We start from the raw sequence: 26,638 nt of genomic DNA on the forward strand, positions 1-26,638 counted from the left end.
GCGTAGCGGTGCTGCGCAGAGCCGGGACCCAGCAGGTCCCACGGCACGCTGTTGCATGGGCCCCGGCTCTGCAGCGCACCGCCAAGAGGCGCTGCGCTGCGTCCGGGGCACGAGACTGTTGATGAATAACTGACATGGGATCGCATCCTCGCGGCTTGTTCGCCCGAGCTTTGCCTCGATGCCTCACCCTCAATTGAAAGAGGGCGCAGGGAAGGCCGGGTGCCGGCTGGCACCCGCGGTCCACTGTGCGAGATTGTCGTGAACAAAATTGCACAGCAGCATACAGGTGAAGCCCAACACACGGCCTTCCCTGCGCAGTGGTTTTACGGCTTATGTCGCGCTCTCCCCGGGGAGCGATGCACTATTGCCCCCGTCGCCTTGCGGATGGCTGATGCGTGTGCCCGGTTGGGCACCCCACATCACCGCAACACTTGGCGCACAGACCCCGGACGCCAGGACCACACGATTTTGCCGTACGCCGATCACACCGGTCGTGTGCGCGACACTTTCACTCGCGGTTGCCCGCCCTGCGAAGCCGTTCGCGCCGATGTGACCCACGTCCACCGCCGCCCGGCCCGCGTTCGTGACGATCGCGATACGCCCCTCTTCCTTGGGCCGGGTTGCCGCGACACATACGCCGTTTCCGAATTTCGGTAAAGCGGAATGTTTTTGCACCGGAGGATTGACCAGCGACTTGTGTGTTTTGCCCGACAGGCAACGCAAGGTCTTGTAGCCCGGATGAGCGAAGCGACATCCGGGATTCCGACCACGAGCTGTCCCGGGTATCGCTCGCTCACCCGGGCTACGGGCCGACATGTTGATTTGCTCACTGAAGCGCAACATTGGTATGGTTCATGCAAGCACTTCAGCTTCCATCCCCTGACAAGAACGTGAAAATGCCGAGCTCAAGACCCGACCGTATTCGCAAGCTGCTCGCCGACCTCGTCGGCTTCGACACGATCAGCGATCGCTCCAACCTGCCCCTGATCGCGCATATCGAGAGCTATCTCGCCGCGCTCGGCGTCAAGGGTGAGCGCATCGTCGACGAGACCGGACAGAAAGCCTCGCTATGGGTCACCATTGGACCCGAGGACCGCCCCGGCCTGGTGCTGTCGGGACATACCGACGTGGTGCCCGTGGTCGGCCAGGACTGGAGCCACGATCCGTTCAAGCTGGTCGAGCGCAACGGCAGGCTCTATGGCCGCGGCACCACCGACATGAAGGGATTCGTCGCGGTGTGCCTTGCCATGGTTCCGGAGATGCTGGAAGCGAAGCTCGAAACGCCAATTCATCTCGCCATCTCCTATGACGAGGAGATCGGTTGCGTCGGCGTGCGGCCGATGCTGCGCGAGGTCGCGAAGAAACGGATCAAGCCGCTCGGCGCCTTCATCGGCGAGCCGACCGAGATGAAGGTCATCATCGGCCACAAGGGCAAGCATGGCGTGCGCGCGACGTTCAAGGGGCTCGCCCGCCACTCCTCGATCGCGCCTGACGGCGTGAATGCGATCGAATATGCGGCCGAGCTGATCGTCGAGATTCGACGGCGCGCCGTGGCGCTCGCAGCCGTGCGAGCGGCCGACAGCCTCTACGACGTCCCGCACTCGACGCTGCTCACCAGCATCATGCATGGCGGCGCCGCGCTGAACATCGTGCCGGATAGCTGCACGGTGGATTTCGAATGCCGCGGCATCGGCATCACCGAGTCGCGCGAGGTCACGGACGCGATCGTTGCCTGGGCCAAGGCGGAGATCGAGCCCGCGATGAAGAAGCAGCATCCGGAGTGCGGCATCGATTTCGAGGAGATCCTCGACTACCCCGCGCTCGACACGGCGGCCGATGCGACAATCGTCACGCTGGCCAAGAGCCTCGCGGGGCGCAACGACCACGCCAAGGTCGCCTTCGGCACCGAAGCGAGCCTGTTCACCAGCATGGCCGACATCCCGTCAGTGGTGATCGGCCCCGGTTCAATCGCGCAGGCGCATACGCCGGACGAGTTCGTCGAGATGGCGGAGCTGGAGAAATGCGCGGGCTTCATTGAGAAGCTGATCGGGCATTGCGTGAAGGGGTGAGCGCCTTCTCGTCATTGCGAGAAGCTCTTGCGACGAAGAAATCCAGACTGCCACCGTGCGAAGATTCTGAATTGCTTCGCTTCGCTCGCAATGACGAGCGACTGGAGACGCCCGTAGCCCGCATGAGCGTAGCGACATGCGGGACCGCTGTCCCGGATATCGCTGCGCTCATCCGGGCTACGAACCACCTACAATGGAGCGTCCATGGTTACGGCAAAACTGAGGTTTCTGGACAGCACTGATGCGGATCCGCTCGAGGCCTTTGCGCCAAGCGGGCCATTTGGGATTTTGGTAACGGCTATGGTCGGCCCAGCTGACGGGCCAGGACAAGAGTCCTTCGACTTCATGCTCTGCACGCCCGACTGGTACAGCTCCAATATGGACGACGACATCACGATTGGACGGCATCATGTTTTCGTAAAGCAATTCGACTATTCTCGACTGCGGGAGTTTGTCGAAGCTTATTGCGCTGAATGCTCGGGAACGTCCTCGAAGGAGGCGGCAGAAAAAATGGCCCGCCTGGGGAAGTGGGAATTTGAAGACTACATTCCCCAGAACTGAATACCTTGGCGACGTGACTGGCTCCCGGCTCTGCGGAGCAGCACTTCGCGCTGCACCGCGTCCGGGACACGAGGGTGTCGGGTTAACGCTACTCCGTCCGACGGGCTCAGCGCTCCTGCAATGCCAGCCGCACGCCGATCGCGCAGTAGATGGTGCCGACCACCTTGCCCTGCCATTTCACGACGGCGGGGTGGCGGCGCAGCAAATTGCCGAGACGGCCGGCGCCGACGGCGAACACCACCGTGCTGACGAGGCCGAGCAACACGAAGACAGCGCCGAAGAGCGCGAGCTGCAGCGTCGTCGAACCATGCTCGGGCCGGACGAACTGCGGCAGGAACGCAAGGAAGAACAGCGCGGTCTTGGGATTGAGCACCTCGGTCAGCACAGCCTGCCGGAATGCCCTCATTGCGCTGATCGCGGGCGCGCCGCCATTCACCGCGATCGGCGTCTTGTCGAGCATGGCGCGAATGCCGAGATAGATCAGGAAGCCTGCGCCCGCGTATTTGACGACGCTGAACAGGAGCGCCGAAGTTGCGATGATCGCAGAGAGGCCGACGATTGCCATGGTGGTGTGGACCACGTCACCGGCCGCAATTCCCGCGCCCGTCGCGATGCCGACCCTGGTTCCCGAGCTCGCGGCACGCGCCATGGTGAGGAGTGTCGCCGGTCCGGGAATGAAGACGAAGCCGAGGACGATGAGGATGTAGGTGATGAGGGTGGTGTGGTCGATCATGCGGGCATCTCTCTCGTCATTCTGTCCCGTGTCCCGAACACGAGAGGAACGCAAGCGAAGGCGCGGCCGCCGGCCGCGCCTTCGGATTCCTTAAACCGCGCCGGCCTTCTGCGCATACTCCCAGGACGCTTTCGACAACGGCACGGTGCGCTTGGCGGATTCGAGCGCCTTGGCATTCGCCGCAGTGCCGTCGCGGACCCGGCCGGCGATTCCTTGCGTGATGCCGGCGAGGCGGAACAGGTTGTAGGCAAAATACCAGTTGAGATCAGGCACCGTCATCTTGGTGACGTTGCAATAGATCTGCGCGGCCTCTTCCACGCTCGGAATGTTGAGCGCCTTGAGATCGGCGCCGTCCAGGCCGGGCATCACCCACTGCATCAGCAGATAGGTGAAGTCGGCCATGGGATCGCCGAGCGTCGACAATTCCCAATCGAGCACGGCCTGCACGCGCGGTTCCGTCGCATGGAAAATCATGTTGTCGAGGCGATAGTCGCCGTGGACGATCGAGACGCGCGCCTGCTCCGGCACGGTCTTCGGCAGCCATTCGGCGACCTTCTCGAACTCCGGAATGGTCTGGGTTTCGGACGCACGGTACTGCTTGGTCCAACGATCGATCTGGCGCGCGAAATAATTGCCGGGCTTGCCGAAGTCGCCAAGACCGATTGCGACGGGATCGAACATGTGGAGCTTGGCCAGCGTCTCGATCTTGCTGGTGAAGATTTTTCGGCGATCATCCGGCGTCTGGCTCGGCAACGTCGGATCCCAGAACACCCGGCCGTCTTCCATCGACATGATGTAAAAGGCCGAACCGATGATGCTGTCGTCCTGGCACAGCGCATAGGCCTTCGCGACCGGAAAGCCCTGCTTTCCCAGCGCCGCGATCACCCGATATTCGCGATCGACCGCGTGCGCCGACGGCAGCAATTTGCCGAACGGTTTTCTGCGCATCACGTAGGAGCGGTTCGGCGTGTCCAGCCGGTAGGTCGGGTTGGACTGGCCACCCCTGAACTGGAGGACGACCAGCGGTCCCTCATAGCCTTCGACGTTGTCGCGCATCCAGGCTTCGAGCCGCATCTCGTCGATACGATGACGCTCCTCGACGGGCTTGGTGCCCGAGAATTCTTCGTCTTTCCTGACGCCGTCAGCCACGATGACGCTCCCTCTTCAGTCCGGACATGATCCTAATCGGTAACCCCCAGCGCACTTGCGTCAAGCGGTCATCCGATCACGGATCATGCCCTGTCGTTTCTTCAAATCGGGAGCGCCAGCATGCTCTCCCGCTTAATGACTGGAAGAGTTTGCATACTTCCGAACCTCGAGCCTTGCAATGGCGCGATTATGTACCTCGTCCGGGCCGTCGGCGAGACGGAGCGTGCGGATATGAGCGTAGTCCTTGGCAAGGCCGGCTTCGTCCGAGACGCCTGCACCGCCGAAGGCCTGGATCGCCTCGTCGATGATCTTCAGCGCCATGTTGGGAGCGGCGACCTTGATCATGGCGATCTCGGCCTGTGCGGTCTTGTTGCCGACCTTGTCCATCATGTCGGCGGCCTTGAGGCACAACAGCCGCGTCATCTCGATATTGGTGCGGGCCTCGCCGATGCGCTGCTCCCACACCGAATGCTCGACGATCCGCTTGCCGAAAGCGGTGCGCGAGGTGAGCCGCTTCACCATCTTCTCCAGCGCCTCCTCGGCCTTGCCGATGGTGCGCATGCAGTGATGGATGCGGCCGGGACCGAGTCGGCCCTGCGCGATCTCGAAGCCGCGGCCTTCGCCGAGCAGGATGTTCTCCTTCGGCACCCGCACGTTCTCGAGCAGCACCTGGGCGTGGCCATGCGGCGCGTCGTCGAAGCCGAACACGGGCAGCATCTTCTCGACCTTGATGCCGGGGGTGTCGAGCGGAACCAGGATCTGCGACTGCTGCTGGTGCTTGGCCGCCTTGAAATCGGTCTTGCCCATCAGGATCGCGATCTTGCAGCGGGGATCGCCGACGCCGGACGACCACCATTTGCGGCCGTTGATGACGTAGTGGTCGCCGTCGCGCGCGATGCTGGTTTCGATGTTGGTGGCATCGGACGAGGCCACGGCCGGCTCCGTCATCAGGAAGGCCGAGCGGATCTCGCCGTCCATCAGCGGACGTAGCCATTTGCGCTTCTGCTCCTTGGAGCCGTAGCGCATGAACACTTCCATGTTGCCGGTGTCGGGCGCGGAACAGTTGAAGACTTCCGAAGCCCAGGAGATGTGGCCCATCTGCTCGGAGAGCAGTGCGTACTCCAGATTGGTTAGTCCCGCGCCGCGGAATTCGTCATCCTCATGCTCGTTGGGCGGCATGAACATGTTCCAGAGGCCTTCGGCTTTCGCCTTCTTCTTGAGGTCTTCCAGCACCGGGATCACCTTCCAGCGTTCGCCGCTGCGATCCTGCTCGTCATAGACCGGCACCGCCGGGCGCACGTGCTTGGCCATGAAGGACTGCACGCGGTCGAGCCATTCCTTCTGCTTCGGCGACAGATCGAAATCCATGGGACGCTCCTCGTCTTTGCCAACTCGTTGTGGCGAACTTGTTTTGCGCCGGACTGTCCACCCGCATTGTGCGACCCGCAAGTGCGAATGCGCGACTTGCGAACTCTCCGGAACCCCTTCGCGCGTTTGCGGACGAGTCCCGATTGCGGATTGACTTCCCCGACCTTCAAACGATAGTTTCATACAACTGTTTGAATTGCAACTCCCTCCCCGAGGGGCTCCCATGGCCAGCGATCATACCCGGACTGCCATTCTCGCCGCCGCCGAACGGCTCTATGCCGATCGCGGGTTCGGCGACGTGACGCTGCGCGACATCGTCGCGGAGGCCAATGTCAACCTCGCGGCGGTGAACTATCATTTCGGCTCGAAGGACGAGTTGATCGCGGAGCTGTTCGTGACGCGCTCGATCGCCACCAACCGCGAGCGTCTGCGCGAATTGAAGGCGGCGGAAGAACAAGGCGGCGGCCGCGCGCCGATCGAGGTAATCCTGCATGCCCTGGTCGGCCCGACGCTGCGCGGCTGCCTAGGCCCCGAGAACCAGCGCTCGACCGCGGCGCGCTTCATGATCCGCGCCTCGATCGAATCCGTGCCGCCGATCCGGCGCATCAAGAACCGCGAGATCGACCATTTGCGCAAATTCGCCGGCGCGATGCGACGGTCCCTGCCCGACCGCAGCGACGTCGATATCTACTGGGGCCTGAATTTTGCGCTCGCCATGGCGCACCACACCATCCGCGAGAGCGAGCGGCTGACGAAACTGTCGGAAGGCAAATGCGACCTCGACGACGTCGAAGACGTGGTCGCCCGCGTCGTCAGCGTCGCGACGATGGCGCTGACCGCGGGACGGACAGAGGCGAAGGCGCCGCCAAAGGTGGCGGCGCGCTAAACGTCACATCATCGCGATGCAGTCGATCTCGACGTCGAAGGGGCCGAACCATTCCGGCGTGCAGACGAAGATCCGCGCCGGCGGATCGTGCGGGAAATAGCGCGCATAGACGGCGTTGAACGCGGCGAAGTGTTTGGTCGAGGTGCAGTAGACGTTGCACTTCATGACGTTGTCGAGGCTCGCGCCTGCCGTCTCAAGGCACAGCTTCATCTGCTCCATGATCAGTTCGCTCTGCCGTTCGATCGACACTTCCGCGATCTCGCCTGTGCCTGGGTCGAATGGCGGCAGGCCGGCGACGAAGATCATGTTGCCGGCGCGCGTGACCGGCGAGACCGGCGCCTGCCGGCGATCGAGGAAAGTCGAGATCGGTTCGACGCGGAGCGCTTCGCGCTTCAGTTCGGGTTTCATGGGCGGCCACCTTCGGTGCAAGCGAGATGACGGCTTGCTACATCATGTTGCAGCCGTCATGCTTCGCTTGTGATCGAAGTTTGATCGCCGAAGTTTGCCCGTTGAGCCGCCTAAGCGTGCTGCGGCATCTCCTCGGCCTCTTCCTTGGCGAGCAGCAGCAGCATCTCGATGCCCATGTCGCCTTCCTGCGGCGAGCGGATGAACTTTATTTCGTCTGCACTTTGCCGCAACGCGGCAACGATCGCGACGGCCTGGTTGGCCGTTGCCGCCTCGGTTGCCAGAATTGCCTTCTGGTTCTTGGCTTGAAACCCGATCGTGTAGGACATGCGTTCCCTCCCGGACTGAGTGGACCGATCGAATCTGAGTCGCGCGCGAAGCGGAAGCCTGTGTGAGTACGGACTGGATTATCTGGGGATTGCGCGCAAGGCTCGCGCAAGGCCGCACGAGCGTCATGATGACGTCACTTTTTTATCCAATGGCGATCAGGCCAGACCGCGCACGCTTCGCCGAAGCTAGATGATCCCCTGCTGCTTCAGTGCCTCGATCTTGCCGGCATCATAGCCGAGCTTGCCGGCGAGCACCTCCTGGGTGTGCTCACCGAGCAGCGGCGGGGCGCGGTAGTCCTTGATCGGGGTTTCCGAGAGCGTCAGCGCGTTGCGGATCAGCGAGAGATCGGGCTGGAAGGGATGGTCGACCTTCACCCGCATGCCGCGCGACTGCACGTGGGGATCGGAAAACACCTGCTCGAAATTGTTGATCGGGCCGGAGGGCACGCCGGCCTCCTCCAGTCTGTCCAGCCAATAGGCCACCGGCTGCTTCAGGAACAGGCCGGCGAAGATCGCCATGATCTCCTTGCCGTGCACGACGCGATCGTTGTTCTTGACGAAGCGCTTGTCGCTCGCAAGCTCGGGTGCGCCGAGCACGGCGCAGGTGCGCTGGAACTGGCCGTCATTGCCGACCACCAGCATCAATTCGCCGTCGGTGCAGCGGAACACGCCGGCCGGCATGCCGCCATTGCCCCAGGTGCCGCGGCGCGGCGGCGTCTTGCCATTGACGAGGTAGATCTGCAGCCAGTGCGACAACGATGCGATCACGGTGTCGAACAGGCAGACGTCGATATGCTGTCCCACGCCATCATTGGCGTCGCGATGGTATAGCGCCGAGAGAATCCCGATCGAGGTGTTCATGCCGGTCATGTAGTCGACGATCGACGGGCCGACCTTCATCGGGCCCTCGCCGGGCTCGCCGTCGATATGGCCGGTGACGCTCATCAAGCCGCCCATCGCCTGCAGGATGGCATCATAGCCGGCGCGCGGCGCATAAGGGCCGGTCTGGCCGAAGCCGGTCACCGAGCAATAGATGATGCCGGGATTGATCGCCTTGATGGTTTCGTAGTCGAGGCCGTAGCGCTTGAGATCGCCGACCTTGTAGTTCTCCATGAAGACGTCGACGTCCTTGGCGAGCTCACGGATGATCGCCTGCCCCTCGGGCTTGGCGATGTTGACCGTGACCGACTTCTTGTTGCGGTTGGCGCAGAGGTAAAACGAGTTGTTGTTGTTGGCCTTGCCATCGGGGTCGGTCAGATAGGGCGGGCCGAAGGCGCGCGCGTCGTCACCGGTGCCCGGCCGTTCGATCTTGATCACCTCCGCGCCCAAATCGCCCAGCATCTGGGCCGACAAGGGCCCGGCAAGCACGCGGGTGAGGTCAAGGATCTTGATGCCTGAGAGCGGCAGGGCCGACATGTAGGTGTCCTCCGGGGAACTGGATCTTGGCGCGGCGGCGAGATCGCAGGACGCGCTCCCTGCGGATACACCATTTTGGCGGTCCGAGCACTGCACTGTGGGCATACGGCCATCCGCCCGCCCGCCCGCCCGGCGCAGGGTCACCGGCGCGGTAATTTCCGCAGCGCGAATATTCTCAGGTCACGGCCGCTGCGGCCACCTGCGGCCGCCGGCGGCCGAGCAGGACCAGGATCAGCACCGTGGCGCAGGAGCAGACGAAGGTGAGACCGAGCGCGCCGCGGCTGCCGAACTGCGTGAGCAGGCCGACAAGGAGCGGCGGCGAGACCGCGGAGGCGAGATTGAGCGGCAGCGCGATCATCGACATCGCCTTGGCGAACTCGGCCTGATCGTAAAACACGAGCGGGATCGTCGCCCGCGCCACCGCCATCGCGCCGCTGCCGGCGCCATAGAACAGGATGAAGGCCGCAACCGCCCAGGTCGCGCCATCGCTCGTCATCAGCAGCAGCATGGCGACCGGGAGCGCCGTGCCGGCGACGAGCCCGGTCGTGATTCCGTCCCACCGCCCTCCGCCGAGAAAATCGAGCCCGCGGGCGCTGACCTGGATCACGCCCAGCATCGAGCCAAACGCAAGCGCCTGCGCCGGGGGAAGCCCCTCCGCCCTCAACAATTCGATCATGATGGCGCCGATGCCGAAATTGACGAAGGCATTGAGCGTGATCGCGGCGACGACGAGGCTGAACGTGCTCCTGGGAATCGCGGGCGGCGGCGAAGATTTCGCCGGCTCACCACCACGATCACCGGCGATTTTCCGGCGCGGTGCGAGGAACGCATAGAGCGGAAGGTTGATGACGACCATCATCGCCGCATAGACGAGGCACATCCCGCGCCAGCCGAGCAGACCGCTGAGGAACGACGTCGTCGGCCAGAAGATGCTGCTCGACAGGCCCGTCACCAGCATCAGCGCGCCGATGGCATTCTTGGCCTGCCGCCCGGCGACCTCGTTCAGCATGATATAGGCGCCGGTCGAAAGCGTGGCGCTGCCGGCAATGCCGAGGACGATCCAGGCCGCGAAATACAGCGTCGGCTCGCGCGCGAGGGACAGCAGGATGAAGCCCGGCACGGTGAGGACCGTGCCTGAGATCATCACCTTTCGTGCACCGTGCCGTGCAAACGACTTGGCGAGCCAGGGCGCGCACAGCCCCATCGACACATAGAGAACGGACGTCCCGGCGAACACCGCCGGCAGGCTCATGCCGAGATCGGCCGCGAGATCACGGCCGACGATGGCGGGAAGACCTATCGTACCCCACCCGACAAGCTGGGAGACCGCAAGCACCAGCAGGACCCCGATGAGCCTGCTGTCAGATTTCAAGAACCGCATTCCAACCGTCGCCTGCCCGGCAGGCGCCGATCACGCCTGTGACGGCAGTCTTACCCGGAGACTCAGCGTACGGAAACGCCGGCCGTCGAATGGCAGCAGGCGGCCGGGAGCATGTCAGGAGGCGGCAGGAGCTCCCTGCTCCGCGAGCCCGAGCAGGGATCGCGCCTCGGCCGCAGTCGCCACGCGCCGGCCGTGGCGCGCGACAGCCTCACCGGCGATGGCCACGAGCTCGGCGTTGCTGGCCGCGAGGCGCGCCTTGTCGATCCTGATATTGTCCTCAAGCCCGGTGCGGACCGCATCGGCGCCCCGCGCGAGCGCCCAGCCCATGACCTCGGCCTGGTGGCGTCCGATCCCGGCTGCCGTCCACGTCGCCTTCGGGATCAGCCGCCTAAGCTCTCCCAGCAGGATGTCGAGCACATGCTCGTCCGCGGGCATGGCGTTCTTGACGCCCATGACGAACTGCACATGCGGATGCTGGTCGATCAGCCCTGCCTCGATCAGACGGCGGGCGCCATGCAGATGCGACAAATCGAAGATCTCGATTTCCGGCCGGATGCCATTCGCCTTCATGCCGGTGGCGAGGGTCTCGACCAGCGCGGCGCTGTTCTCGTACACGATGGTCGGAAAGTTCACCGAACCCGTGGACAGCGAGGCCATGTCCGGCTTCAGGTAGAGCGACGATCCGCGCGCCGAGGGATCGCGACCCCGCCCGCCGGTCGAGAACTGAACGATCATGCCAGGACAATGCTTCTTGATCCCCGCCTGCACCACGGCGAAACGCTCGGGATCGGAGGACGGCGTCTCGTCATCGTTGCGAACATGGATATGGGCGAGCGTGGCACCGGCTTCGAAGGCCTGGTGCGTCGATTCGATCTGTTCGGACGGCAGGATCGGGACCGCGGGATTGTCCTTCTTGCGCGGAACGGAGCCGGTGATGGCGACAGCAATGACAGCAGGGTTCATCTTGCAACCTCATATTGATTGCGCTCACGCGCGCCAAATTCGAATCGGCGGCCTGACTATGCAGTGAGGCCCCGCCGCCGCGAACATCATCGATCGCGGCGGCAGTTGCCTCTACCATATCCGTCAGGTCCGAACCGTGGCAGCCCCGCTCACCGCATCGCCGGCGCGCTGACGGTCATAATCTGCCCGCGGCATCGGAACGGCATTGGGATTGCCGAGATCGTCGATCCTGATCCGATAGGTTTCCCGCGCGGTCAGGGCCGCCAGCGCGGCGATGACCGTGATAGCGAAGGCAATCGCCCCCACCGTCAACGGAATGTTGGTCGAGCCGGGAGGCGCGACGGTCGCAAACAGGGCGGGAAGCAATGCGGTGATGGTGGTTCCGATGTTCTGCGAGATCGCCATCGCCGAGACGCGGGTGCGGGTCGGAAACAGCTCCGGGTAAAAGCTCGGGAAGATCGCGTTGTAGCCCTGATAGACGACGCCCCACATCAGCAGCGACACCAATATTGCCAGCGGCACATTCCTGATGCTGATGGCATAAAGATAGCCGAAAGCGAGCGCGCCCGAGAGCAGCGCGCCGACGACGATCGGAGGCTTGCGGCCGACCTTGTCGGAGAGATTTCCGACGAAGGGAATGACGAACACCGCCAGCATATTTCCGAGCACGGGGATCCATAGATAGACGTCCTTGGCAAAACCGATCCCGTAGGCCGGCTGCACCGCATAGGCCGCGCCGAAGATGGTCGCAACCACAGGAATGACGTTCATCAGGGCCATGCAGATGACCCTGAGCATGTCGCGCCAGCTCAGCCTGATAGCCTGGACGATGGGCGCCCTCGGCGCTTCTCCCCGCTCGCCCTCTCGGGCAAAGGCCGGAGTCTCGTCGACTTCGCGACGAATGATGTAGCCCGCGACGATGACGAAGAAGCTGAGCAGGAAGGGAATGCGCCACCCCCAACTGTTGAAGGCCTCGGTCGGCATGTAGGCCGCCAAGGGCAGGAAGATTGCTGCGGCGAGGATCTGTCCGGCCTGCACGCCCTGAAGGGCGAAGCTGGCATAGAAGCCCCGCCGACCGAACGGCGCGTGCTCCAGGATCATCGAGCTTGCGCCTGAGATTTCGCCGGCAACGGCAAATCCCTGCACGAGGCGCAGAATGACGAGCAGAATTGGCGCCAGGATGCCAACCTGCTGGTAGGTCGGCAGGATACCCACGGCCATCGTCGAGATGCCCATCAGAAACATGCAGACGATGAGAACCGTCTTGCGGCCATGGGTGTCGCCCCAGTGCCCGAGGACGAAGGCACCGATGGGACGAGCCACATAGCCGACGCCATAGGTTGCCAGCGACGCAACGATCGCGACGGTGGGATTCTCCGACGGGAAGAAGATTTGCGGGAAGATCAGCGACGCGGCGGTCGCGTAGATGAAGAAGTCATAGTATTCGAGAGCCGACCCGATCCAGCCGCTCGCAGCGGCCTTCCTGGACTGACTCATCTGATGGGTCGCGGTCATCTCAAGATTCCTCCCTTGGGTTTCTGCTGACGTCCCGTTGGCGGGCTTCGCTCAAAATTGGGCAGCACTCTCCGGCCGCTCTGCGGCGTTTCGCGAGCGCTTGTCACTGCCGATGGGTGTCTGCTTGGTGGCGACGATAGGCGAACGCCGGGCTAACACAATTACCCAGTTATTCGACAAACCTAACATGATGTTATTTTGTGCGAGAGAGCCCACGTCCCGGCGAACACCGCCGGCAGGCTCATGCCGAGATCGGCCGCGAGACCGCGTCCGACGATAGCGGGGTGGGAGGTAGTTGACATTGGACCATTGCATGGTCCATTTTATGAAAATTGAGGAAGGACAATGAGATGCGGGTCTCCGTTACCGACGCAAAAGGACAATTGACCGATCTTGTCCGCCGCGCAGAGGCCGGCGACGAGGTGATCCTGACGCGGCATGGACATCCCGCGGTGCGGCTCGTCCCGGTCAAGCTTCCGCCGGACCGCGCCGCCCGCCGGACACTGCTCGAGGCGGCACGAAGGACCGGCGGGGCCAAAGCTATTCCCGGACCGAGCGCCGCGCGCAGTCAGGACTTTCTTTTCGGCGACGACGGACTGCCGGAATGATCGCGGTCGATACCTCCGCACTGATGGCGATCGTGCTCGACGAACCGCAGGCCGATGCTTGCATCACCGCGCTGGACACCGCCGACGAAATCCTGATCTCGGCGGCCTCCGTTGCAGAAAGCCTGATCGTCGCGGCACGGCGGGGCGTCGACGAAGAGATGAACAAGCTGATTAACGATCTCGGTTTGAACGTGATCTCAGTGACCCAATCTTCGGCCGAACGCGTGGCGCAAATCTACTCGCGTTGGGGCAAAGGCATTCGTCCTGCCGGTCTCAACTTTGGTGACTGCTTCGCCTACGATGTCGCCAAGGAGCATGGCTGCGCACTTCTTTACGTCGGCGACGACTTTGCCAAGACGGATATCGTTGCGGCGGCGTAGTCGACGACCGCCGGGGCGGCGACTCACCGGCCCGAACAGAAAAGCTGCGGGGCAGCCGTCAGGCTGTATGGCCGGGATCCACGTGCTTCGGCGTTTTCTTGTCGCGTTGGGGGGTCATCTTGGCCGGATCCGGCGCATTCGGCACGCCGCGCGGCCCGAGCTGGTCGCGCTGAATGTCGTCTTCGGAGCGGGAGGGCTCAATGCCGTTCGGCTCACGGGGCTTGATCATCGCAGCCTCCTGAAGTGTTCTGCTCGGAGTGTCCCATCAAATTCCCAGCGCGTTCTCGCCGGCTTCGCGGCCGGGCACGCTGACATGGACTTCGTGTCCCTCGCGAAGCGCCAGCGAGGCGGCAGCCACCGCCGACTCGAAGGCCGCTTCCTTGGTGGAGTATCTGTTCCTGACGTCGCCGTCGTGCAGCACGCCCCATTCATCCTGCACCGGCACGATCGTGTATTGAGCAAGGCCCATGGTGAAACTCCTCGAGATCTATCGCTGTGTGAGCTGCGGGTGCGCGGCGGTCACGCGCCACACCGTGTTGCCGCTGTCATCGGCGACCAGCAGCGCGCCGGTCTTGTCGATGGCGACGCCGACGGGCCGCCCGCGCGCCTGGTTGTCGCTGTTGAGGAAGCCGGTGACGACATCTTGCGGCGGGCCGCTCGGCTTGCCGTCCGTGAACGGCACGAACACCACCTTGTAGCCGTTCAAGACCTGCCTGTTCCAACTGCCGTGCTCGCCGACGAAGGCACCGCCGCGATAGGCGGCCGGCAAACTCGCGCTCGTGTTGAAGGCCATTCCAAGCGGCGCGACATGCGAACTCAGCGCATAGTCAGGCACGATCGCCTTGGCGACGAGGTCGGGCCGCTCCGGCTTGACTCGGGGATCGACATGCTGGCCGTAATAGCTGTAGGGCCAGCCATAGAAGCCGCCGTCCTTCACCGATGTCATGTAGTCCGGCACGAGATCGGGGCCGAGTTCGTCCCGCTCGTTCACGACTGCCCACAGCGCGCCGGTCTGCGGCTCGAAGCTGAGGCCGTTGGGATTGCGCAAGCCGCTTGCGAAGATGCGCCAGCGGCCGCTGGCACGGTCGATCTCGAGGATGGCGGCGCGATTGTGCTCGGCTTCCATGCCGTTCTCGGTGATGTTGCTGTTGGACCCGACGCCGGCATAGAGCTTTGAGCCGTCGGGGCTTGCGACCAGGCTCTTGGTCCAGTGATGGTCGATCGGTCCGCCCGGCAGCTGCGTCAGCACCGTGCCCGGCGCGGTGATCTTGGTATCGCCCTCCGTGTAGGGATATCTGACGATCGCATCGGTGTTGGCGACATAGAGGTCGTTGCCGACCAGCGCGACGCCGAACGGCGAGTTGAGATGGTCGAGGAAGACGCTTTGCGTGTCCGGGACGCCGTCGCCATTGCTGTCGCGCAGCAGCGTGATGCGGTTGCTCTCGCCGGTGTCGCCGCCTGATGTCGCCCAGGACTCGATGTATCCCATCACGATTTCCTTGGGCCGCTTGATCGGGGCGCCCTTCGGCGCCTTGGATTCCACCACCAGCACGTCGCCGTTGGGAAGCACGTAGAGGAATCGGGGATGCTGCAAGCCGGTCGCGAAGGCCTTGGCCTGCAAACCCTGCGCAACGGCTGGGGTCTCGTCCTTCTTCCAGCCGACGATGCGGGCGATGTGCATCGGGGGCAGCAGGTACTGCTGGATGTCGGGAAGCGTCGGGTTGGCGCCGGTTTGCGCCTTGGGATCGCCGCTGCCGTCATTGCAGCCGGCCAGACACAGCAGCGAAGCACACAACAGCGCGCGAGCGATTGCGGAGTTCATCGCGCAACTCCTACGCCGTGGCGGTACACCATGGCCCAGCCGAGCCAGCCGGTGACCGGCAGGATCAAGACGGTGATGGCTGAAAGAATGAGCCCGGTCGGCCACACCGAGGTCCAGGCATCGCGCGTGTGGATCAACGCATTGACGATGGCGAGGACCAGTGCCAGCGCGTTGCCGATCAGATGCGGCCAGGCCGGCGGCTGCGCCCGCACCAGGCGGTTACCGAGAAAATCGGTCAGGCCGGCGATGGCTGCTAGCACGCCGAAGATGACGCCGACGACCAGAAGCCAGGCGGAAAAATCCGCCCACATGATCTCGGCAGTGACGACATAGGCGATGTCGGTCAGCAGCGCCCCGATGAAGCACGCGATCGGAATCGGCACCAGCATCGGATGAATGGGATGGCCTGCGATTTGCGCGGTGGAGCGCACACGCAAATTGTCTTGCACGGTTGGCCTCTTGTCAGATCGCCACCCCTCCCCGTTGGAAAACACCCGCTTCCAGCGAAGGTTCCTGATCGTCGGCCTCAGCGTCGCCGCTCCTCAACAGCGCTGCGGCGGCGAAGCACTCACGAGGAACCCCTTGCCGCTCCGGGCCTTGATCCGGGCCTTGAGATGAACCGGCCCTTCAGGAGACCGCGGAGTGGACCAGCCTGGCGACGGCGCCTCCTTCAATCCAGCCTCGAAGCTCGACGGCGTTTCGCGGCGCCAGACCGAGCAGATCGAATCCCAAAGCCGGCCGAACGCTGCACTCATCCACGAGACGATCCGCGCCGAGGGTGAGCAGGAACTGGAGCGGCGATGGTGGGCTATCGTGCTGTCCGGCCTCGCCGCCGGTCTTTCGATGGGATTGTCCCTGATCGTCCAGGGCGAGTTTCACGCGCTGATCTCCGACGAGGCCACCCGGCGCCTGGTGGCTCCGCTCGGCTACACGGTCGGTTTCCTGGTCGTGGTGCTGGGACGGCAGCAGCTCTTCACCGAGAACACGCTGACACCGATCCTGCCGCTGTTGCACAACAGGGATCTCGCCACGCTGTGGAGCGTGATCAAGCTGTGGGGCCTGGTGCTCGCCTCCAACATCGCGGGAACCTGGGCGGTCGGATCCGTGCTCGCGCACACCAGCATCTTCGAACCACGCATCGTGGACGCCTTCGTGGATCTCAGCCGCCACACCATCGAGGGTACGTTCGCGACGACCTTTGTCCGGGCGATCTTTGCCGGCTGGCTGATCGCCTTGATGGCGTGGCTGCTGCCTGCCGTGAAGGGATCGCGCCCGCACCTCGTCGTCGTGATGACCTATGTGGTCGCGCTCGGCCAGTTCGCGCACATCATCGCGGGCTCGGTCGAGTGCGGCTTCCTGGTGCAAAGCGGCCGGGCATCGCTCTCACAATATGCCTCGGACTTCTTCGTACCGACACTCCTCGGCAACATTCTGGGCGGAACGACCCTCGTCGCCCTGCTGAACTACGGACAGGTCGCCCCCGAAATCGACGACCACAGGGAATAAGGAGCCTGCACAAAAGCTGCCGCCTCGACAGGAACGATGGGCGTGAGCCGCGCTTGCCTCAGCAAATCAACGTGCGGCGACGAGCAGGATCAATCATGAGCACCAATACCAAGAGCCCATTCGACAAGGAACCGGCAGAAGGATCACGCGACATCGTCGATCGTGAATTGCAGCGTGCCGAAGACGCCGCCAACAACAAGGTCGATCATCTCCCCGGCGTGAAGGTCAGCGGGCAGCCCCAGGGCGGCGCAGTCGATCGTGCCCGGCAGCAGCGCGAGGAAAAGGATAGCGAACAGGAATAGAGTCGCTCTGCCGACCCGAAACGCACCCGGTGATCGCGAGACCACCTGCACCAAGCTCCAGCCGACATTGGGACTGGCTTGACCCGGGAAAGGTCAGTTCATCGAGATGCATCAATTGTTGGGATGGAGCGGGTGAAGGGAATCGAACCCTCGTATTCAGCTTGGAAGGCTGCTGCTCTACCATTGAGCTACACCCGCGACAGGGGCTCCCTAACACGGCCGGGCGGCGGTCTCAACTACCCAGGATCACCTGCCCAAGACAAGATCAACCGCCCAATCGACTGCTTTCCAGCGCCTTCCGGCCCTGCGAACAGCCGCTGGTTCCTCCGACCCGCCTCCCCTTAACAACACCGGAATTGCCGCCTATATTGATGTCTTCTGCAACCAACGAAAGGAGGTGATCCAGTGTCTCTTACCAAGCGCTGTCACCTCGCTGGGATCGCCCGCTAAGCTTTGAATAAAGGCTTGGCATCGGGGCGCTCTCAGCCCTGGACCAGCGAGCAAGAAATCGGGCGCGACGGGGCCTCCCCGCCGCGCCTTTTTCGTGGGTCACGCGCCTGCTGCTCAGGCGGGCGGCTCGCCGCCGAGCACCTCGCGGACCCTCAATGACAGGTCCGCCTTCCGGTACGGCTTCCTCAGCAGCGCAACGCCGGAACCGAGATGACCCTCGTGGTCGAGGGCGTTGTCGGTATAGCCGGACGTATAGAGCACCCTCATCCCCGGGCGGAGGCGCCGCACGGCCTCGGCCAATTCCTGCCCGTTCATGCCGCCGGGCATGATGATGTCGGTGAACAGCAGATCGAATTGGGCACCCTGCTGCACCAGCGCAAGGGCGGTTGCGCCGTCGCCGGCTGCGAGGGTGCGATAGCCGAGGCTGCCGAGCTGGGCGATGACATAGCCCTGCACCAGCGGATCGTCCTCGACGACGAGAATCGTCTCGTGCCCGCGTGCCGCCGCGGGCGCCTGCAGTGGCCCGGTCCTGGCCTGCGCTCCGCCCGCAGATCGCGGCAGAAACAGCCGAATCACGGTGCCGCGGCCCTCCTCACTCTCGATCGCGACGCTGCCGCCGCTCTGCTTGGCGAAGCCGTAGACCATGCTGAGGCCGAGCCCGGTGCCGCGACCGACCCCTTTGGTGGTAAAGAACGGTTCGAACACGCGGTCGCGGAGGTCGGCGGGGATGCCATGGCCGGTGTCGGCCACCGCGACCATGATGAAGGCGCCGCGCGTGGCGTCGCCGTCACCAGCACCATCCGCGCCATCGAATTCGCGGTTCGCGGTCTCGAGCGTCAGCGTGCCCCCGCCAGGCATCGCATCGCGCGCATTGACGGCGAGATTGATGATCGCCGACGACAGCTGCGACGGATCGGCCATCGCCGGCCAGGCGTCGTCCGCGAGGCGGGTGACGATTTCGACGTTTCCGCCCAGGGTCGGCTTCAACAGCTTCGCCGTCTCGAGCACGAGGCCGTTGACGTCGATCTCGCGCGGCTCCAGCGGCTGGCGACGCGCAAAGGTCAGGAGCTGCGAGGTGATCTCCGCGCCTCGCGCCGCCGCATCGTCGATGAGCTGGGCGATCGCGGCCAGGTCGGGCTTGTCCGTCAGCCCCTCCCGGATGATCTCGATGGTGCCGGTGATGACAGTGAGCACGTTGTTGAAGTCATGCGCGACGCCACCGGTGAGCTGACCGATCGCATCCATCTTCTGCGACTGGCGAAGCCGCTCCTCAGTCTCGTGCTGCTCGGTCAGATCGGTTGCCGAACCACGATACCCCATGAATCGTCCGTCGGCACCCAACACCGGCTGGCCGTTGACGCTGAAATGGCGCACGCGGCCAGCCGCATCGCGGCCGCGATACTCGAACTTCCGGAACGGCTCGTGGCGATCCAGCGTCGCCAGGTGACCGCGCCATTTCTGCGGCTCGGCATCGCGGTCGAAGGCGGCATCTGAGCGGCGCCTCCCGATCAGCGTCCTCGGGTCCATGCCGAAAGCATCCGCCCGATCCGAAATGTAGGTGAACACGTGATCCGGGCCGGTCTCCCAGAACCAGTCGGATGCGGTCTCGGCATAATCACGGAAGCGCTGCTCGCTCGCGCGGGCGTTCTCCTCGGCGTGCCGCCGGATCTTCAGGTCACGCTCGAGATTCTCATTGGCCTCGCGCAGCTCGCCATAGGCATGTTCGAGGTTGGCGCACATCGCGTTGAAAGCAACAACCACCTTGTCCAGCTCGTCGGCCTCGTAAGGCGGCCGGCGCTCCAGGCGCAGCGGCGGCGGCGGCCGTCCGAGGCTGTATTTGCCGACGTACTCGGCGATGGCGACGAGATGCCGGGTCACCAGCAGATGAAACATGTAGATGATGAACAACGAGACGAGGAACGTCTTTGCCGCCTGGCTGGCCAGAATGACGAGGGCCCTGTTCAGCAATTGCTGGTAGACGTCGGTCAGCGTCGCCTCGACCCGGAGCGTGCCGATGGCACGCGAGGTCCCCTGCACCATGGTGCTCAGCGGAAATTCCCGGGTCATGATCGAACGGGTGTTTCGCTCGCCGACTTCGACACGGATCGGATTGGGCCGATCGGCGATTTCGCGGACCTCCGCCGCACGGATCTCAGGCAGCCGCAGAATGCCATCGAGCTGGAGCTTGAGCTGGTTCTGGTCGAGATTCCACAGGCTCTCTCCGAGGCTGCCCGTGGTGCTGCGGCCGATCTCGTCCAGCCGCGTCTCGATCAGTCCGACCTCACGATTGTAATCCAGATAGAGCTGGAGCGCGGTCAGGGTCAGCGTCACGACCGAGGAGAACAGCAGCACGGCGGCAAGCAGCCGGGGCCCCACGCCGCTGCGCGACCAGTTGAAGATGCGCGACAGGAGTGCCGCGAACATCGCAGGCGCGAGCGCGGTGCCGATGCCGGTCAAATCCTGCTTCGCAGCCGCCGGCGCAATGGCGCGGCCGCGCTTGGTCTCATCGTCACCTGCGTTGCCCATGCACCACGTCCCCGAAAATGGCGGCACCTGCTCAGCCTACCGGCCGCAACCGCGAGCGAAGTGAACGGTTGAGGCCCTGCCTCAGCACGCGATACACGTGGCGATCCTGTCGGCCGATAATCCTGCCGGCCCTTGGGCGACTTGAGCTCGACGGGGTCATTCTTGCGCCCAGCAACAGGATTCCCAGGCAAACTACCATCTCGCGTGCTAGAATGACATCGGTGAAAGTCCGGAGCCGCCCGCACAGCAGGAAGGCGCTGTCAACGTTGCGGACCGGCGCAGCTGCCATCTCCGGTAGATCGCGCGGCACCGGAATCCGGTGGTAGCAGAGCACGCCCAAAAGGCATGACCAGGGAGATGCGGCATGAGGCGGATAGTCGTGGTCTGCCTCTTGCTGCTCGCGGCAAGCCCGTCGCAGGCGCAAGAGGTCATCCGGCTCGCACGCATCGCCGATATCCCCGATCAATATGTCGGCGGCGAGATGCTCCGCGCGGTCTATGCCCGGCTGAACATCAATCTCGAATTCGAGGATGTCCCCGGCAAGCGCGCACTCACGCTGTCGAGTACCGGCGAGGTCGACGGCGAGGTCCAGCGGATCGGAACGCTCTCTCGCGACTATCCGACGCTGATCCAGGTGACACCTGCGATCAATTACATCGAGCCCACTGTCTTCACCACGAAACTGCAGTTCGACGTCGCCGGCTGGAATTCAATCAGGGACTACAGCATCGGCATCGTACGCGGCGTCGGCTCGTCGGAAGCCGGTACGCGCGGCATGACCCGGGTCACGGCGACCACAAGCCTCGACAACATGGTCAAGATGCTCGATGCCGACCGCTTCGACGTGATGGTCACCGACCTCTTCAGCGGGTTGGCTGCGGTGAGGAAACTCAATCTCCAGGCCAGGATCCGTCCGCTCTCACCGCCACTCGAGCGCATCAGCATCTACCACCATCTGCATGAACGGCATCGCGATCTCGTGCCGAAGGTCGGAAGGATGATCGCGCAGATGGAGGCGAGCGGCGAACTCGCCCGGTTGCGGGAAACGCTGATCAAACAGGTGCTGAGCGGGATGTGACACGCGGTCAGTTCGTGCGAGTCCGCTCCCGCACCGCAACCGCCGCGATCAACAGCCCGACGCACCAGGCCATGGCCGCACGCGGCGGCTCGCCGCCGAGAAGCACGGTGAAGATGCCCGCAAGCAGGCATGGCGCGATCGCCTTGCCGGACCTGCTCGCGAGCGAGAGCAGGAACGGCATCGCGGCGATCGATATCTGCACGACGTTCATTGTCGCAGGCTGTTTTGCAAGCGTCGGGCTTAGAAGCCGCAAACGTTCATCGCGCGCGGGCGCTTGCCGCGCCGGCTTTCGACGATGCGCTCGCCGCCGCTCTCGGCCGAGCTGCCGTAATAGCGGTGGTGGCCGCTCTGGTCGTGCAGATCCGCAGCGTCCGACTTTCCCGCCCGACGCGCGTCGCAGATGATCTTGCAGATAATCTTGATGGTCGACATGGCCGCCTCCGAAGTGTTCTTGGTGGCCATCAGTCGCGCCGATTTCGAGCGGCGTTCACACCTTTCGGCCGCAATCGGGTTTCGGGAAGGTTTCGTCGCCGCACCCCGCGACGCAATATTTTCCGCAGCCCCATTGTCGGCTGCGACGGTGGTGATACGTCCTTGGGACGCGCGCAGCGAAAATCAACGAGGTGACGATGCTTTACGCCATCCTGGCCTATCACGTGGAAGACGAGATCTTGTCCTGGACGCCCGAGAAGGACGCCGCGGTCGTGGCCAAAGTCATTGAGGTTCAGGCTCCGCTGCGGGCAAGCGGGCATTTTGGCCCGGCCGCCCGCCTGGATGAGACGCGAAAGGCCCGCACCCTACGGGGCCCCGGCGCGGGCGTGGTGCTGGACGGGCCGTTTGCCGAGACCAAGGAGCAGCTTCTGGGCTTCCACCTCGTCGAATACGACACGGACGAGGAGGCGATCGCGGCCGCGCGGACCCTGCGCCAGGTCAATCCGTCAGCGGTCTACGAAATCCGCCCAGTCAAGCTTTACGTGCCGGCCGACGGGTTCGGCACGACACCTTCCGGCGAATGAGCGGCAGGCCTAATTGTCCGTCCCGGTCGGCCCGACATAGAAGCGCTGGATCAGCAGCCCGCCGAAGGCGATGAACCACACGAACGGCGCGACTTGCGGCGCGAACGCCGCAACGACGGTGCCCGGGATGAACACCAGCAGCGGAAACAGCGAGGCCATCATCTCGTGGCGCCAGCCGCCCAGGATCCGCCACCACAGCCAGGCATTGAGGCCGGCGATCGCGGTCAGGTGCAGGCCGTAGAGCACGGCGACCGCACTGCTCACGGGGTAGTTGGTGTAGAGGCCGTTGGTCACCGGCAGCAGCACGATCGACAGCAGGAAAAACAGATTGAGGATCACCGCGCCGCGGCTGCCGACGGGCTGGCGCGCCAGCCGCCGGTGATGGCTGATCCAGAACACGCCGGCGATGATGAAGCTGAGCGCAAGACCCGCGAGCTTGCCGGAGTAGACCCGGGCGAGATCGTTCCAGTCGGGCGCGCTGGTGAAGACCGCGGCCCTGGGCAGGTCGTAGGCGAGCAGCGTCATGGCGACGCCAAAGATGGTGTTGCTGAGCGATTCCAGCCGTCGCATCTCGAACTGGTCGGATTTGAGCTCGGTCATGCCGGGTGGGCGCTTGTTCGGACTGGAACCTCGGGCCGTCTTGTCCCTAGGTCTTAACATCGGTCTCGTCCAGACGCATTGCGATTCGCAGCGGGATCGCCGACTCTGGCTGTTTCACCGGGGCGATTCGTGGCGACATATCTGGACACGCTCAATGCGGAGCAGCGCCGCGCCGTGGAGCATGGCGTGGCCGATGGTGCGACCGTGGGCGCGCCCCTGCTCGTCATCGCCGGTGCGGGCTCCGGCAAGACCAACACGCTGGCCCACCGGGTCGCGCATTTGATCGTCGCGGGCAGCGATCCGCGCCGCATCCTCCTGATGACGTTCTCGCGGCGCGCCGCAGCCGAGATGGCCGGCCGGGTCGAGCGCATCGCCCGAAAAGTCCTCGGCGAGAACAATGCCGCGGTCATGCGCGACGCGCTCGCCTGGGCCGGCACCTTCCATGGCATCGGCGCACGGTTGCTGCGCGAATACGCCGAGCGGATCGGCGTCGATCCTGCCTTCACCATCCACGACCGCGAGGATTCCGCCGACCTGATGAACCTGGTCCGGCACGAACGCGGACTGTCGAAGACGGAGAGCCGCTTTCCCGCCAAAGGCACCTGCCTGTCGATCTACTCGCGCTGCGTCAATGCCGAGATGGAGATCGAGAAGGTTTTGGGGGCACACTATCCCTGGTGCGCAGGCTGGGCGGCCGAGCTGAAGGGCCTGTTCGCGGCCTATGTCGAGGCCAAGCAGGCCCAGCACGTGCTCGACTACGACGACCTGCTGCTCTACTGGTCGCAGATGATGAGCGATGCGCTGATCGCGGAAGAAATCGGCGGCCGCTTCGATCACATATTGGTCGACGAATATCAGGACACCAACCGCCTGCAATCCTCGATCCTGCTGGCGCTGAAGCCGGATGGACGCGGCCTCACCGTCGTCGGCGACGACGCGCAGTCGATCTATTCGTTCCGCGCCGCTACGGTCCGCAACATCCTGGATTTTCCGCAGAGCTTCTCGCCCCGCGCCGAGATGATCACACTCGACCGCAATTACCGCTCGACGCAACCCGTGCTGGCGGCGGCCAACGGCGTCATCGGTCTGGCGCGCGAGCGCTTCACAAAAAACCTCTGGACCGACCGCAGCTCCACGCAAAAACCACAACTCGTCACCGTGCATGATGAGACCGACCAGGCCCGCTACATCGTCGAGGAGGTGCTGGCCAATCGCGAGCAAGGCGCGCTCTTGAAGCACCAGGCGGTGCTGTTCCGGACCTCCTCGCATTCGGGCCCGCTGGAGATCGAGCTCACCCGCCGCAACATTCCCTTCGTCAAGTTCGGCGGGCTCAAGTTTCTCGACGCCGCGCATGTCAAGGACGTGCTGGCGCTGCTGCGCTTCACCGAGAATCCGCGCGACCGCGTCGCTGGCTTCCGCATCCTGCATCTGTTGCCGGGCATCGGTCCGGCGACGGCGCAGCGTGTGCTCGACCAGATGGCGGAGAGCTCCGATCCGCTCGCCGCGCTCGGCCAGCTCCCGGTGCCCCCGCGCACCGGCGCGGACTGGACCGACTTCGTCCGCACCATCGAAAATTTGCGCTATTCGGAATGGCCGGCCGATCTCGAAGGCGTGCGGCTCTGGTACGAGCCGCATCTCGATCGCCTGCACGAGGATTCCGAGACCCGCCGCGCCGATCTGATGCAGCTCGAGCAGATCGCGAGCGGCTACGCCTCGCGCGAGAAATTCCTGACCGAGCTCACGCTCGACCCGCCGGATGCGACCAGCGACAAATCCGGGCCACCCTTGCGCGACGAGGACTATCTGATCCTCTCCACCATCCACTCCGCCAAGGGCCAGGAGTGGAAATCGGTGTTCGTGCTCAATGTCGTCGACGGCTGCATGCCCTCGGATCTCGGCGCCGGTACCAGCGCCGAGCTCGAGGAGGAACGCCGCCTGCTTTATGTCGCGATGACGCGTGCCAAGGACGATCTGCACCTCGTGGTGCCGCAGCGCTTCTTCGTCCACGGCCAGGCCGCCAAGGGCGACCGCCACGTCTACGCCTCGCGCACCCGCTTCATCCCGGAGCAGCTCGTCTATCTGTTCGAGCGGACCGCCTGGCCGAAAGCCGGCGCCGGCGCGGCCCGCACGGCGGCGCAAGGGCCGAAGATCGACATCGGGGCGAGGATGCGGGGGATGTGGCGGTAAGCGAAGCAAGCAAGAACCGATAATTACGAAGGGCGCCTTGCGACCCATCCGCGCCGGACGGATGACTTTCGCGATCTCATCATCGCTACCGGCAGGCCTCAGATCAAGAACATCGGAAATATGAAATCATTGACGGCGCTGAGCCCCCCTTTGCGTCTTCGATGAAATAGCCATTCTTGACCGACCACCGGCGACCCACGCCGAAATCATCTCCGCGGCTGCCAAGAACAGAACTGACAAACTCATCAAGGTCCAAACGGCTTCTGGAGCCAGCATACGGCACGAAGCGCAATTCAAAACCAACAATTCCTCCCTTGCACTCAGCCGGCCCGCCAATCAAGAATGTCTTCTCGAAGATGTCCCCCTGCCGGTCCGCACTGAATACGGATGCAGACTTGAACTCGGTCTCGGAGGGGATGTAGCCAAGCGTGCCCTTAAGCTCGTTAAACAGGGACTCTAAGTCGCGAGCCTTCGTAGTCGCCAATGTGTGAAGGAACACCGTCAAATCTCGGCGAACATGACGAGGCAGTTCGTGGGGAAAATCAAAGTCGTACAATCTTAGTGATCGCGGGCTGAAGGTCTTGCGGATCGCCGGAGGACCAGCGACCCCCCAATCGAAAATCCAATCCGATCCGCAGGCTGGACGCTGACGATTGGTCGCCAAGGCGCGTCGATAATCGTCGTCTTCCTCCGCGGACACCACCTCTTGGCCTCCTCGAATTCGCTCATACGGCAACCCTATCGTACCGGCTATATTCGCCCGACTTATGCAATCTATCTTTTCAATGTTTTTGGCATCTGTAAAATCAGCGCCGCGCAGATCCGCCATATATAGGTTCGCGTACTCCAGATCTGCGCCTCTAAATGCAGTGTTTCTTAAGTCAGCGCCGCGAAAGTCGGCGAAGGCAAGTCGCGCCTCACCAAAATCCGCACGTCGCATACTTGCTTCTATTAATCGAACCCTCGACATCTCAGCTGCCCGAAAGTTCGTCGCGACCGCCGTAGACAACTCCATGGTGGAACCACTAAGGGCGGCTCCTTGTAGGCTCGCATCGTCCAGCACAGCAAATTGAAGGTTCGCCTTGTCAAGTCGGGCCTCATTAAGCGTTGCTTCGCGCAAAAAGGCTTCCATAAGGTTGGCGTTACGCAGATCGACGTTAGAAGCACGTAGCTGGTAGGCGTCGACACGTCTGATATCGACGTTCGCCAAATGCTTCTGTTCCTCCGCTAAGGTTGTCTCCCGGAGACGGAGATCTGCGCGAATACGGAGAGCGTCGAGAAGAGAGAGACCGACACGACGCGTCCAAGTATCTAGTGTCCTGAACCAGAAGTTCGGGACATCGGGTCGTGTTTTGCCGGGGCATTGTATCGGCAGAAGCGTTCGATGG

The 26,638-nt window shown here is 63.7% G+C and carries 29 protein-coding genes and 1 tRNA gene; 10 read left to right on the plus strand and 20 right to left on the minus strand.

Annotation, left to right across the window (positions count from 1 at the left end; translation table 11 throughout):
- Nucleotides 1-330: 330 nt before the first annotated feature.
- On the minus strand, nt 331-843 hold the full coding sequence (locus tag AC0L3S_RS35810; protein WP_473284517.1) for a hypothetical protein: 513 nt from the start codon (nt 841-843) through the stop codon (nt 331-333).
- Between the two features lie 53 nt (nt 844-896).
- Here AC0L3S_RS35810 and argE point away from each other — a divergent pair, with 53 nt between their 5' ends.
- Nucleotides 897-2,069, plus strand: coding sequence for an acetylornithine deacetylase (gene argE, locus AC0L3S_RS35815; protein ID WP_473284519.1), 1,173 nt, complete (start codon nt 897-899; stop codon nt 2,067-2,069).
- A 204-nt stretch (nt 2,070-2,273) separates the two neighbouring features.
- On the plus strand, nt 2,274-2,630 hold the full coding sequence (locus AC0L3S_RS35820; RefSeq protein WP_473284521.1) for an immunity 8 family protein: 357 nt from the start codon (nt 2,274-2,276) through the stop codon (nt 2,628-2,630).
- A gap of 106 nt (nt 2,631-2,736) precedes the next feature.
- Here AC0L3S_RS35820 and AC0L3S_RS35825 read toward each other — a convergent pair whose 3' ends face one another.
- From AC0L3S_RS35825 to AC0L3S_RS35835, 3 genes are all read right to left on the minus strand, one after another.
- A complete protein-coding gene (locus tag AC0L3S_RS35825) occupies nt 2,737-3,363 on the minus strand; it encodes a LysE family translocator (protein WP_473284523.1) in 627 nt (208 codons plus the stop codon).
- Between the two features lie 90 nt (nt 3,364-3,453).
- Nucleotides 3,454-4,512: a phosphotransferase family protein gene (locus tag AC0L3S_RS35830; RefSeq protein ID WP_473264016.1), complete on the minus strand. Its 1,059-nt coding sequence runs from the start codon at nt 4,510-4,512 to the stop codon at nt 3,454-3,456.
- A 132-nt stretch (nt 4,513-4,644) separates the two neighbouring features.
- Complete coding sequence (locus tag AC0L3S_RS35835) at nt 4,645-5,880, minus strand: acyl-CoA dehydrogenase family protein (protein WP_275168169.1); 1,236 nt, start codon at nt 5,878-5,880, stop codon at nt 4,645-4,647.
- A 223-nt stretch (nt 5,881-6,103) separates the two neighbouring features.
- Here AC0L3S_RS35835 and AC0L3S_RS35840 point away from each other — a divergent pair, with 223 nt between their 5' ends.
- A complete protein-coding gene (locus AC0L3S_RS35840; RefSeq protein WP_473264017.1) occupies nt 6,104-6,766 on the plus strand; it encodes a TetR/AcrR family transcriptional regulator in 663 nt (220 codons plus the stop codon).
- Nucleotides 6,767-6,769: 3 nt separating this feature from the next.
- On the opposite strand, the gene AC0L3S_RS35845 is transcribed toward AC0L3S_RS35840, so the two are convergent.
- The 6 genes from AC0L3S_RS35845 to AC0L3S_RS35870 all read right to left on the minus strand — a co-directional run bounded on the left by AC0L3S_RS35845 (nt 6,770) and on the right by AC0L3S_RS35870 (nt 12,775).
- Nucleotides 6,770-7,174, minus strand: coding sequence for a RidA family protein (locus AC0L3S_RS35845; protein ID WP_473264018.1), 405 nt, complete (start codon nt 7,172-7,174; stop codon nt 6,770-6,772).
- A gap of 110 nt (nt 7,175-7,284) precedes the next feature.
- Complete coding sequence (locus tag AC0L3S_RS35850) at nt 7,285-7,500, minus strand: hypothetical protein (protein ID WP_007602925.1); 216 nt, start codon at nt 7,498-7,500, stop codon at nt 7,285-7,287.
- Nucleotides 7,501-7,686: 186 nt separating this feature from the next.
- The gene (locus tag AC0L3S_RS35855) at nt 7,687-8,916 is read right to left on the minus strand and encodes a CaiB/BaiF CoA transferase family protein (protein WP_027518626.1); all 1,230 of its coding nucleotides are present in this window, start codon (nt 8,914-8,916) and stop codon (nt 7,687-7,689) included.
- 175 nt (nt 8,917-9,091) lie between these two features.
- Entirely contained in the window at nt 9,092-10,297 is a 1,206-nt protein-coding gene (locus AC0L3S_RS35860; protein ID WP_473284525.1) for an MFS transporter, read from the minus strand.
- Nucleotides 10,298-10,411: 114 nt separating this feature from the next.
- Nucleotides 10,412-11,260 (minus strand): 3-oxoadipate:acetyl-CoA acetyltransferase, encoded by an 849-nt coding sequence (locus AC0L3S_RS35865; protein ID WP_473284527.1) that lies wholly within the window; start codon nt 11,258-11,260, stop codon nt 10,412-10,414.
- A 123-nt stretch (nt 11,261-11,383) separates the two neighbouring features.
- Nucleotides 11,384-12,775: an MFS transporter gene (locus AC0L3S_RS35870; RefSeq protein ID WP_473284529.1), complete on the minus strand. Its 1,392-nt coding sequence runs from the start codon at nt 12,773-12,775 to the stop codon at nt 11,384-11,386.
- Nucleotides 12,776-13,125: 350 nt separating this feature from the next.
- On the opposite strand from AC0L3S_RS35870, the gene AC0L3S_RS35875 reads away from it, so the two are divergent.
- Both AC0L3S_RS35875 and AC0L3S_RS35880 read left to right on the plus strand, forming a co-directional pair.
- The gene (locus AC0L3S_RS35875; protein WP_027567528.1) at nt 13,126-13,383 is read left to right on the plus strand and encodes a type II toxin-antitoxin system Phd/YefM family antitoxin; all 258 of its coding nucleotides are present in this window, start codon (nt 13,126-13,128) and stop codon (nt 13,381-13,383) included.
- Entirely contained in the window at nt 13,380-13,763 is a 384-nt protein-coding gene (locus AC0L3S_RS35880; protein ID WP_473284531.1) for a type II toxin-antitoxin system VapC family toxin, read from the plus strand. Before AC0L3S_RS35875 ends, AC0L3S_RS35880 begins: the two co-directional genes overlap by 4 nt.
- 58 nt (nt 13,764-13,821) lie before the next feature.
- Here the strand turns inward: AC0L3S_RS35880 and AC0L3S_RS35885 are convergent, their stop codons facing one another.
- Genes AC0L3S_RS35885 through AC0L3S_RS35900 form a run of 4 tightly spaced genes read right to left on the minus strand, consistent with a single transcriptional unit; the run spans nt 13,822 to nt 16,034 of the window.
- Nucleotides 13,822-13,992 carry a hypothetical protein gene (locus tag AC0L3S_RS35885; protein ID WP_473284533.1) on the minus strand — a complete coding sequence of 57 codons (171 nt, stop codon included), beginning with the start codon at nt 13,990-13,992 and terminating at the stop codon, nt 13,822-13,824.
- Between the two features lie 36 nt (nt 13,993-14,028).
- Nucleotides 14,029-14,232 carry a hypothetical protein gene (locus AC0L3S_RS35890; RefSeq protein WP_007602912.1) on the minus strand — a complete coding sequence of 68 codons (204 nt, stop codon included), beginning with the start codon at nt 14,230-14,232 and terminating at the stop codon, nt 14,029-14,031.
- An 18-nt stretch (nt 14,233-14,250) separates the two neighbouring features.
- Nucleotides 14,251-15,585, minus strand: a complete 1,335-nt coding sequence (locus AC0L3S_RS35895; RefSeq protein WP_473258423.1) for a PQQ-dependent sugar dehydrogenase — start codon at nt 15,583-15,585, stop codon at nt 14,251-14,253.
- Nucleotides 15,582-16,034 carry a DUF2231 domain-containing protein gene (locus tag AC0L3S_RS35900; protein ID WP_473284535.1) on the minus strand — a complete coding sequence of 151 codons (453 nt, stop codon included), beginning with the start codon at nt 16,032-16,034 and terminating at the stop codon, nt 15,582-15,584. Before AC0L3S_RS35900 ends, AC0L3S_RS35895 begins: the two co-directional genes overlap by 4 nt.
- A 193-nt stretch (nt 16,035-16,227) precedes the next feature.
- Between AC0L3S_RS35900 and AC0L3S_RS35905 the strand changes: the two genes are divergently transcribed.
- Nucleotides 16,228-17,091, plus strand: coding sequence for a formate/nitrite transporter family protein (locus tag AC0L3S_RS35905; protein WP_473284537.1), 864 nt, complete (start codon nt 16,228-16,230; stop codon nt 17,089-17,091).
- 95 nt (nt 17,092-17,186) lie between these two features.
- Nucleotides 17,187-17,393, plus strand: a complete 207-nt coding sequence (locus tag AC0L3S_RS35910; RefSeq protein WP_473284539.1) for a hypothetical protein — start codon at nt 17,187-17,189, stop codon at nt 17,391-17,393.
- A gap of 124 nt (nt 17,394-17,517) precedes the next feature.
- Here the strand turns inward: AC0L3S_RS35910 and AC0L3S_RS35915 are convergent.
- Both AC0L3S_RS35915 and AC0L3S_RS35920 read right to left on the minus strand, forming a co-directional pair.
- Nucleotides 17,518-17,591: transfer RNA gene (locus AC0L3S_RS35915), tRNA-Gly, on the minus strand.
- A 366-nt stretch (nt 17,592-17,957) separates the two neighbouring features.
- Nucleotides 17,958-20,369, minus strand: a complete 2,412-nt coding sequence (locus AC0L3S_RS35920) for an ATP-binding protein (protein ID WP_473284541.1) — start codon at nt 20,367-20,369, stop codon at nt 17,958-17,960.
- A gap of 364 nt (nt 20,370-20,733) precedes the next feature.
- Between AC0L3S_RS35920 and AC0L3S_RS35925 the strand changes: the two genes are divergently transcribed.
- The gene (locus AC0L3S_RS35925; protein WP_473284543.1) at nt 20,734-21,447 is read left to right on the plus strand and encodes a substrate-binding periplasmic protein; all 714 of its coding nucleotides are present in this window, start codon (nt 20,734-20,736) and stop codon (nt 21,445-21,447) included.
- A gap of 7 nt (nt 21,448-21,454) precedes the next feature.
- On the opposite strand, the gene AC0L3S_RS35930 is transcribed toward AC0L3S_RS35925, so the two are convergent.
- On the minus strand, nt 21,455-21,658 hold the full coding sequence (locus AC0L3S_RS35930; RefSeq protein ID WP_473258498.1) for a hypothetical protein: 204 nt from the start codon (nt 21,656-21,658) through the stop codon (nt 21,455-21,457).
- Nucleotides 21,659-21,687: 29 nt separating this feature from the next.
- Nucleotides 21,688-21,879 (minus strand): hypothetical protein, encoded by a 192-nt coding sequence (locus AC0L3S_RS35935; RefSeq protein ID WP_473258500.1) that lies wholly within the window; start codon nt 21,877-21,879, stop codon nt 21,688-21,690.
- A gap of 197 nt (nt 21,880-22,076) precedes the next feature.
- Between AC0L3S_RS35935 and AC0L3S_RS35940 the strand changes: the two genes are divergently transcribed.
- Entirely contained in the window at nt 22,077-22,463 is a 387-nt protein-coding gene (locus AC0L3S_RS35940; RefSeq protein ID WP_247287075.1) for a YciI family protein, read from the plus strand.
- 9 nt (nt 22,464-22,472) lie between these two features.
- Here AC0L3S_RS35940 and AC0L3S_RS35945 read toward each other — a convergent pair whose 3' ends face one another.
- Entirely contained in the window at nt 22,473-23,063 is a 591-nt protein-coding gene (locus tag AC0L3S_RS35945; protein ID WP_473284545.1) for a TMEM175 family protein, read from the minus strand.
- A 129-nt stretch (nt 23,064-23,192) separates the two neighbouring features.
- Between AC0L3S_RS35945 and AC0L3S_RS35950 the strand changes: the two genes are divergently transcribed.
- Nucleotides 23,193-25,250, plus strand: coding sequence for an ATP-dependent helicase (locus AC0L3S_RS35950; RefSeq protein WP_473284547.1), 2,058 nt, complete (start codon nt 23,193-23,195; stop codon nt 25,248-25,250).
- A 103-nt stretch (nt 25,251-25,353) separates the two neighbouring features.
- Here the strand turns inward: AC0L3S_RS35950 and AC0L3S_RS35955 are convergent.
- On the minus strand, nt 25,354-26,638 hold a 1,285-nt coding region (locus tag AC0L3S_RS35955; protein ID WP_473284549.1), incomplete at its 5' end, for a pentapeptide repeat-containing protein.

The sequence above is a fragment of the Bradyrhizobium sp. Ken01 genome, assembly GCF_055807355.1.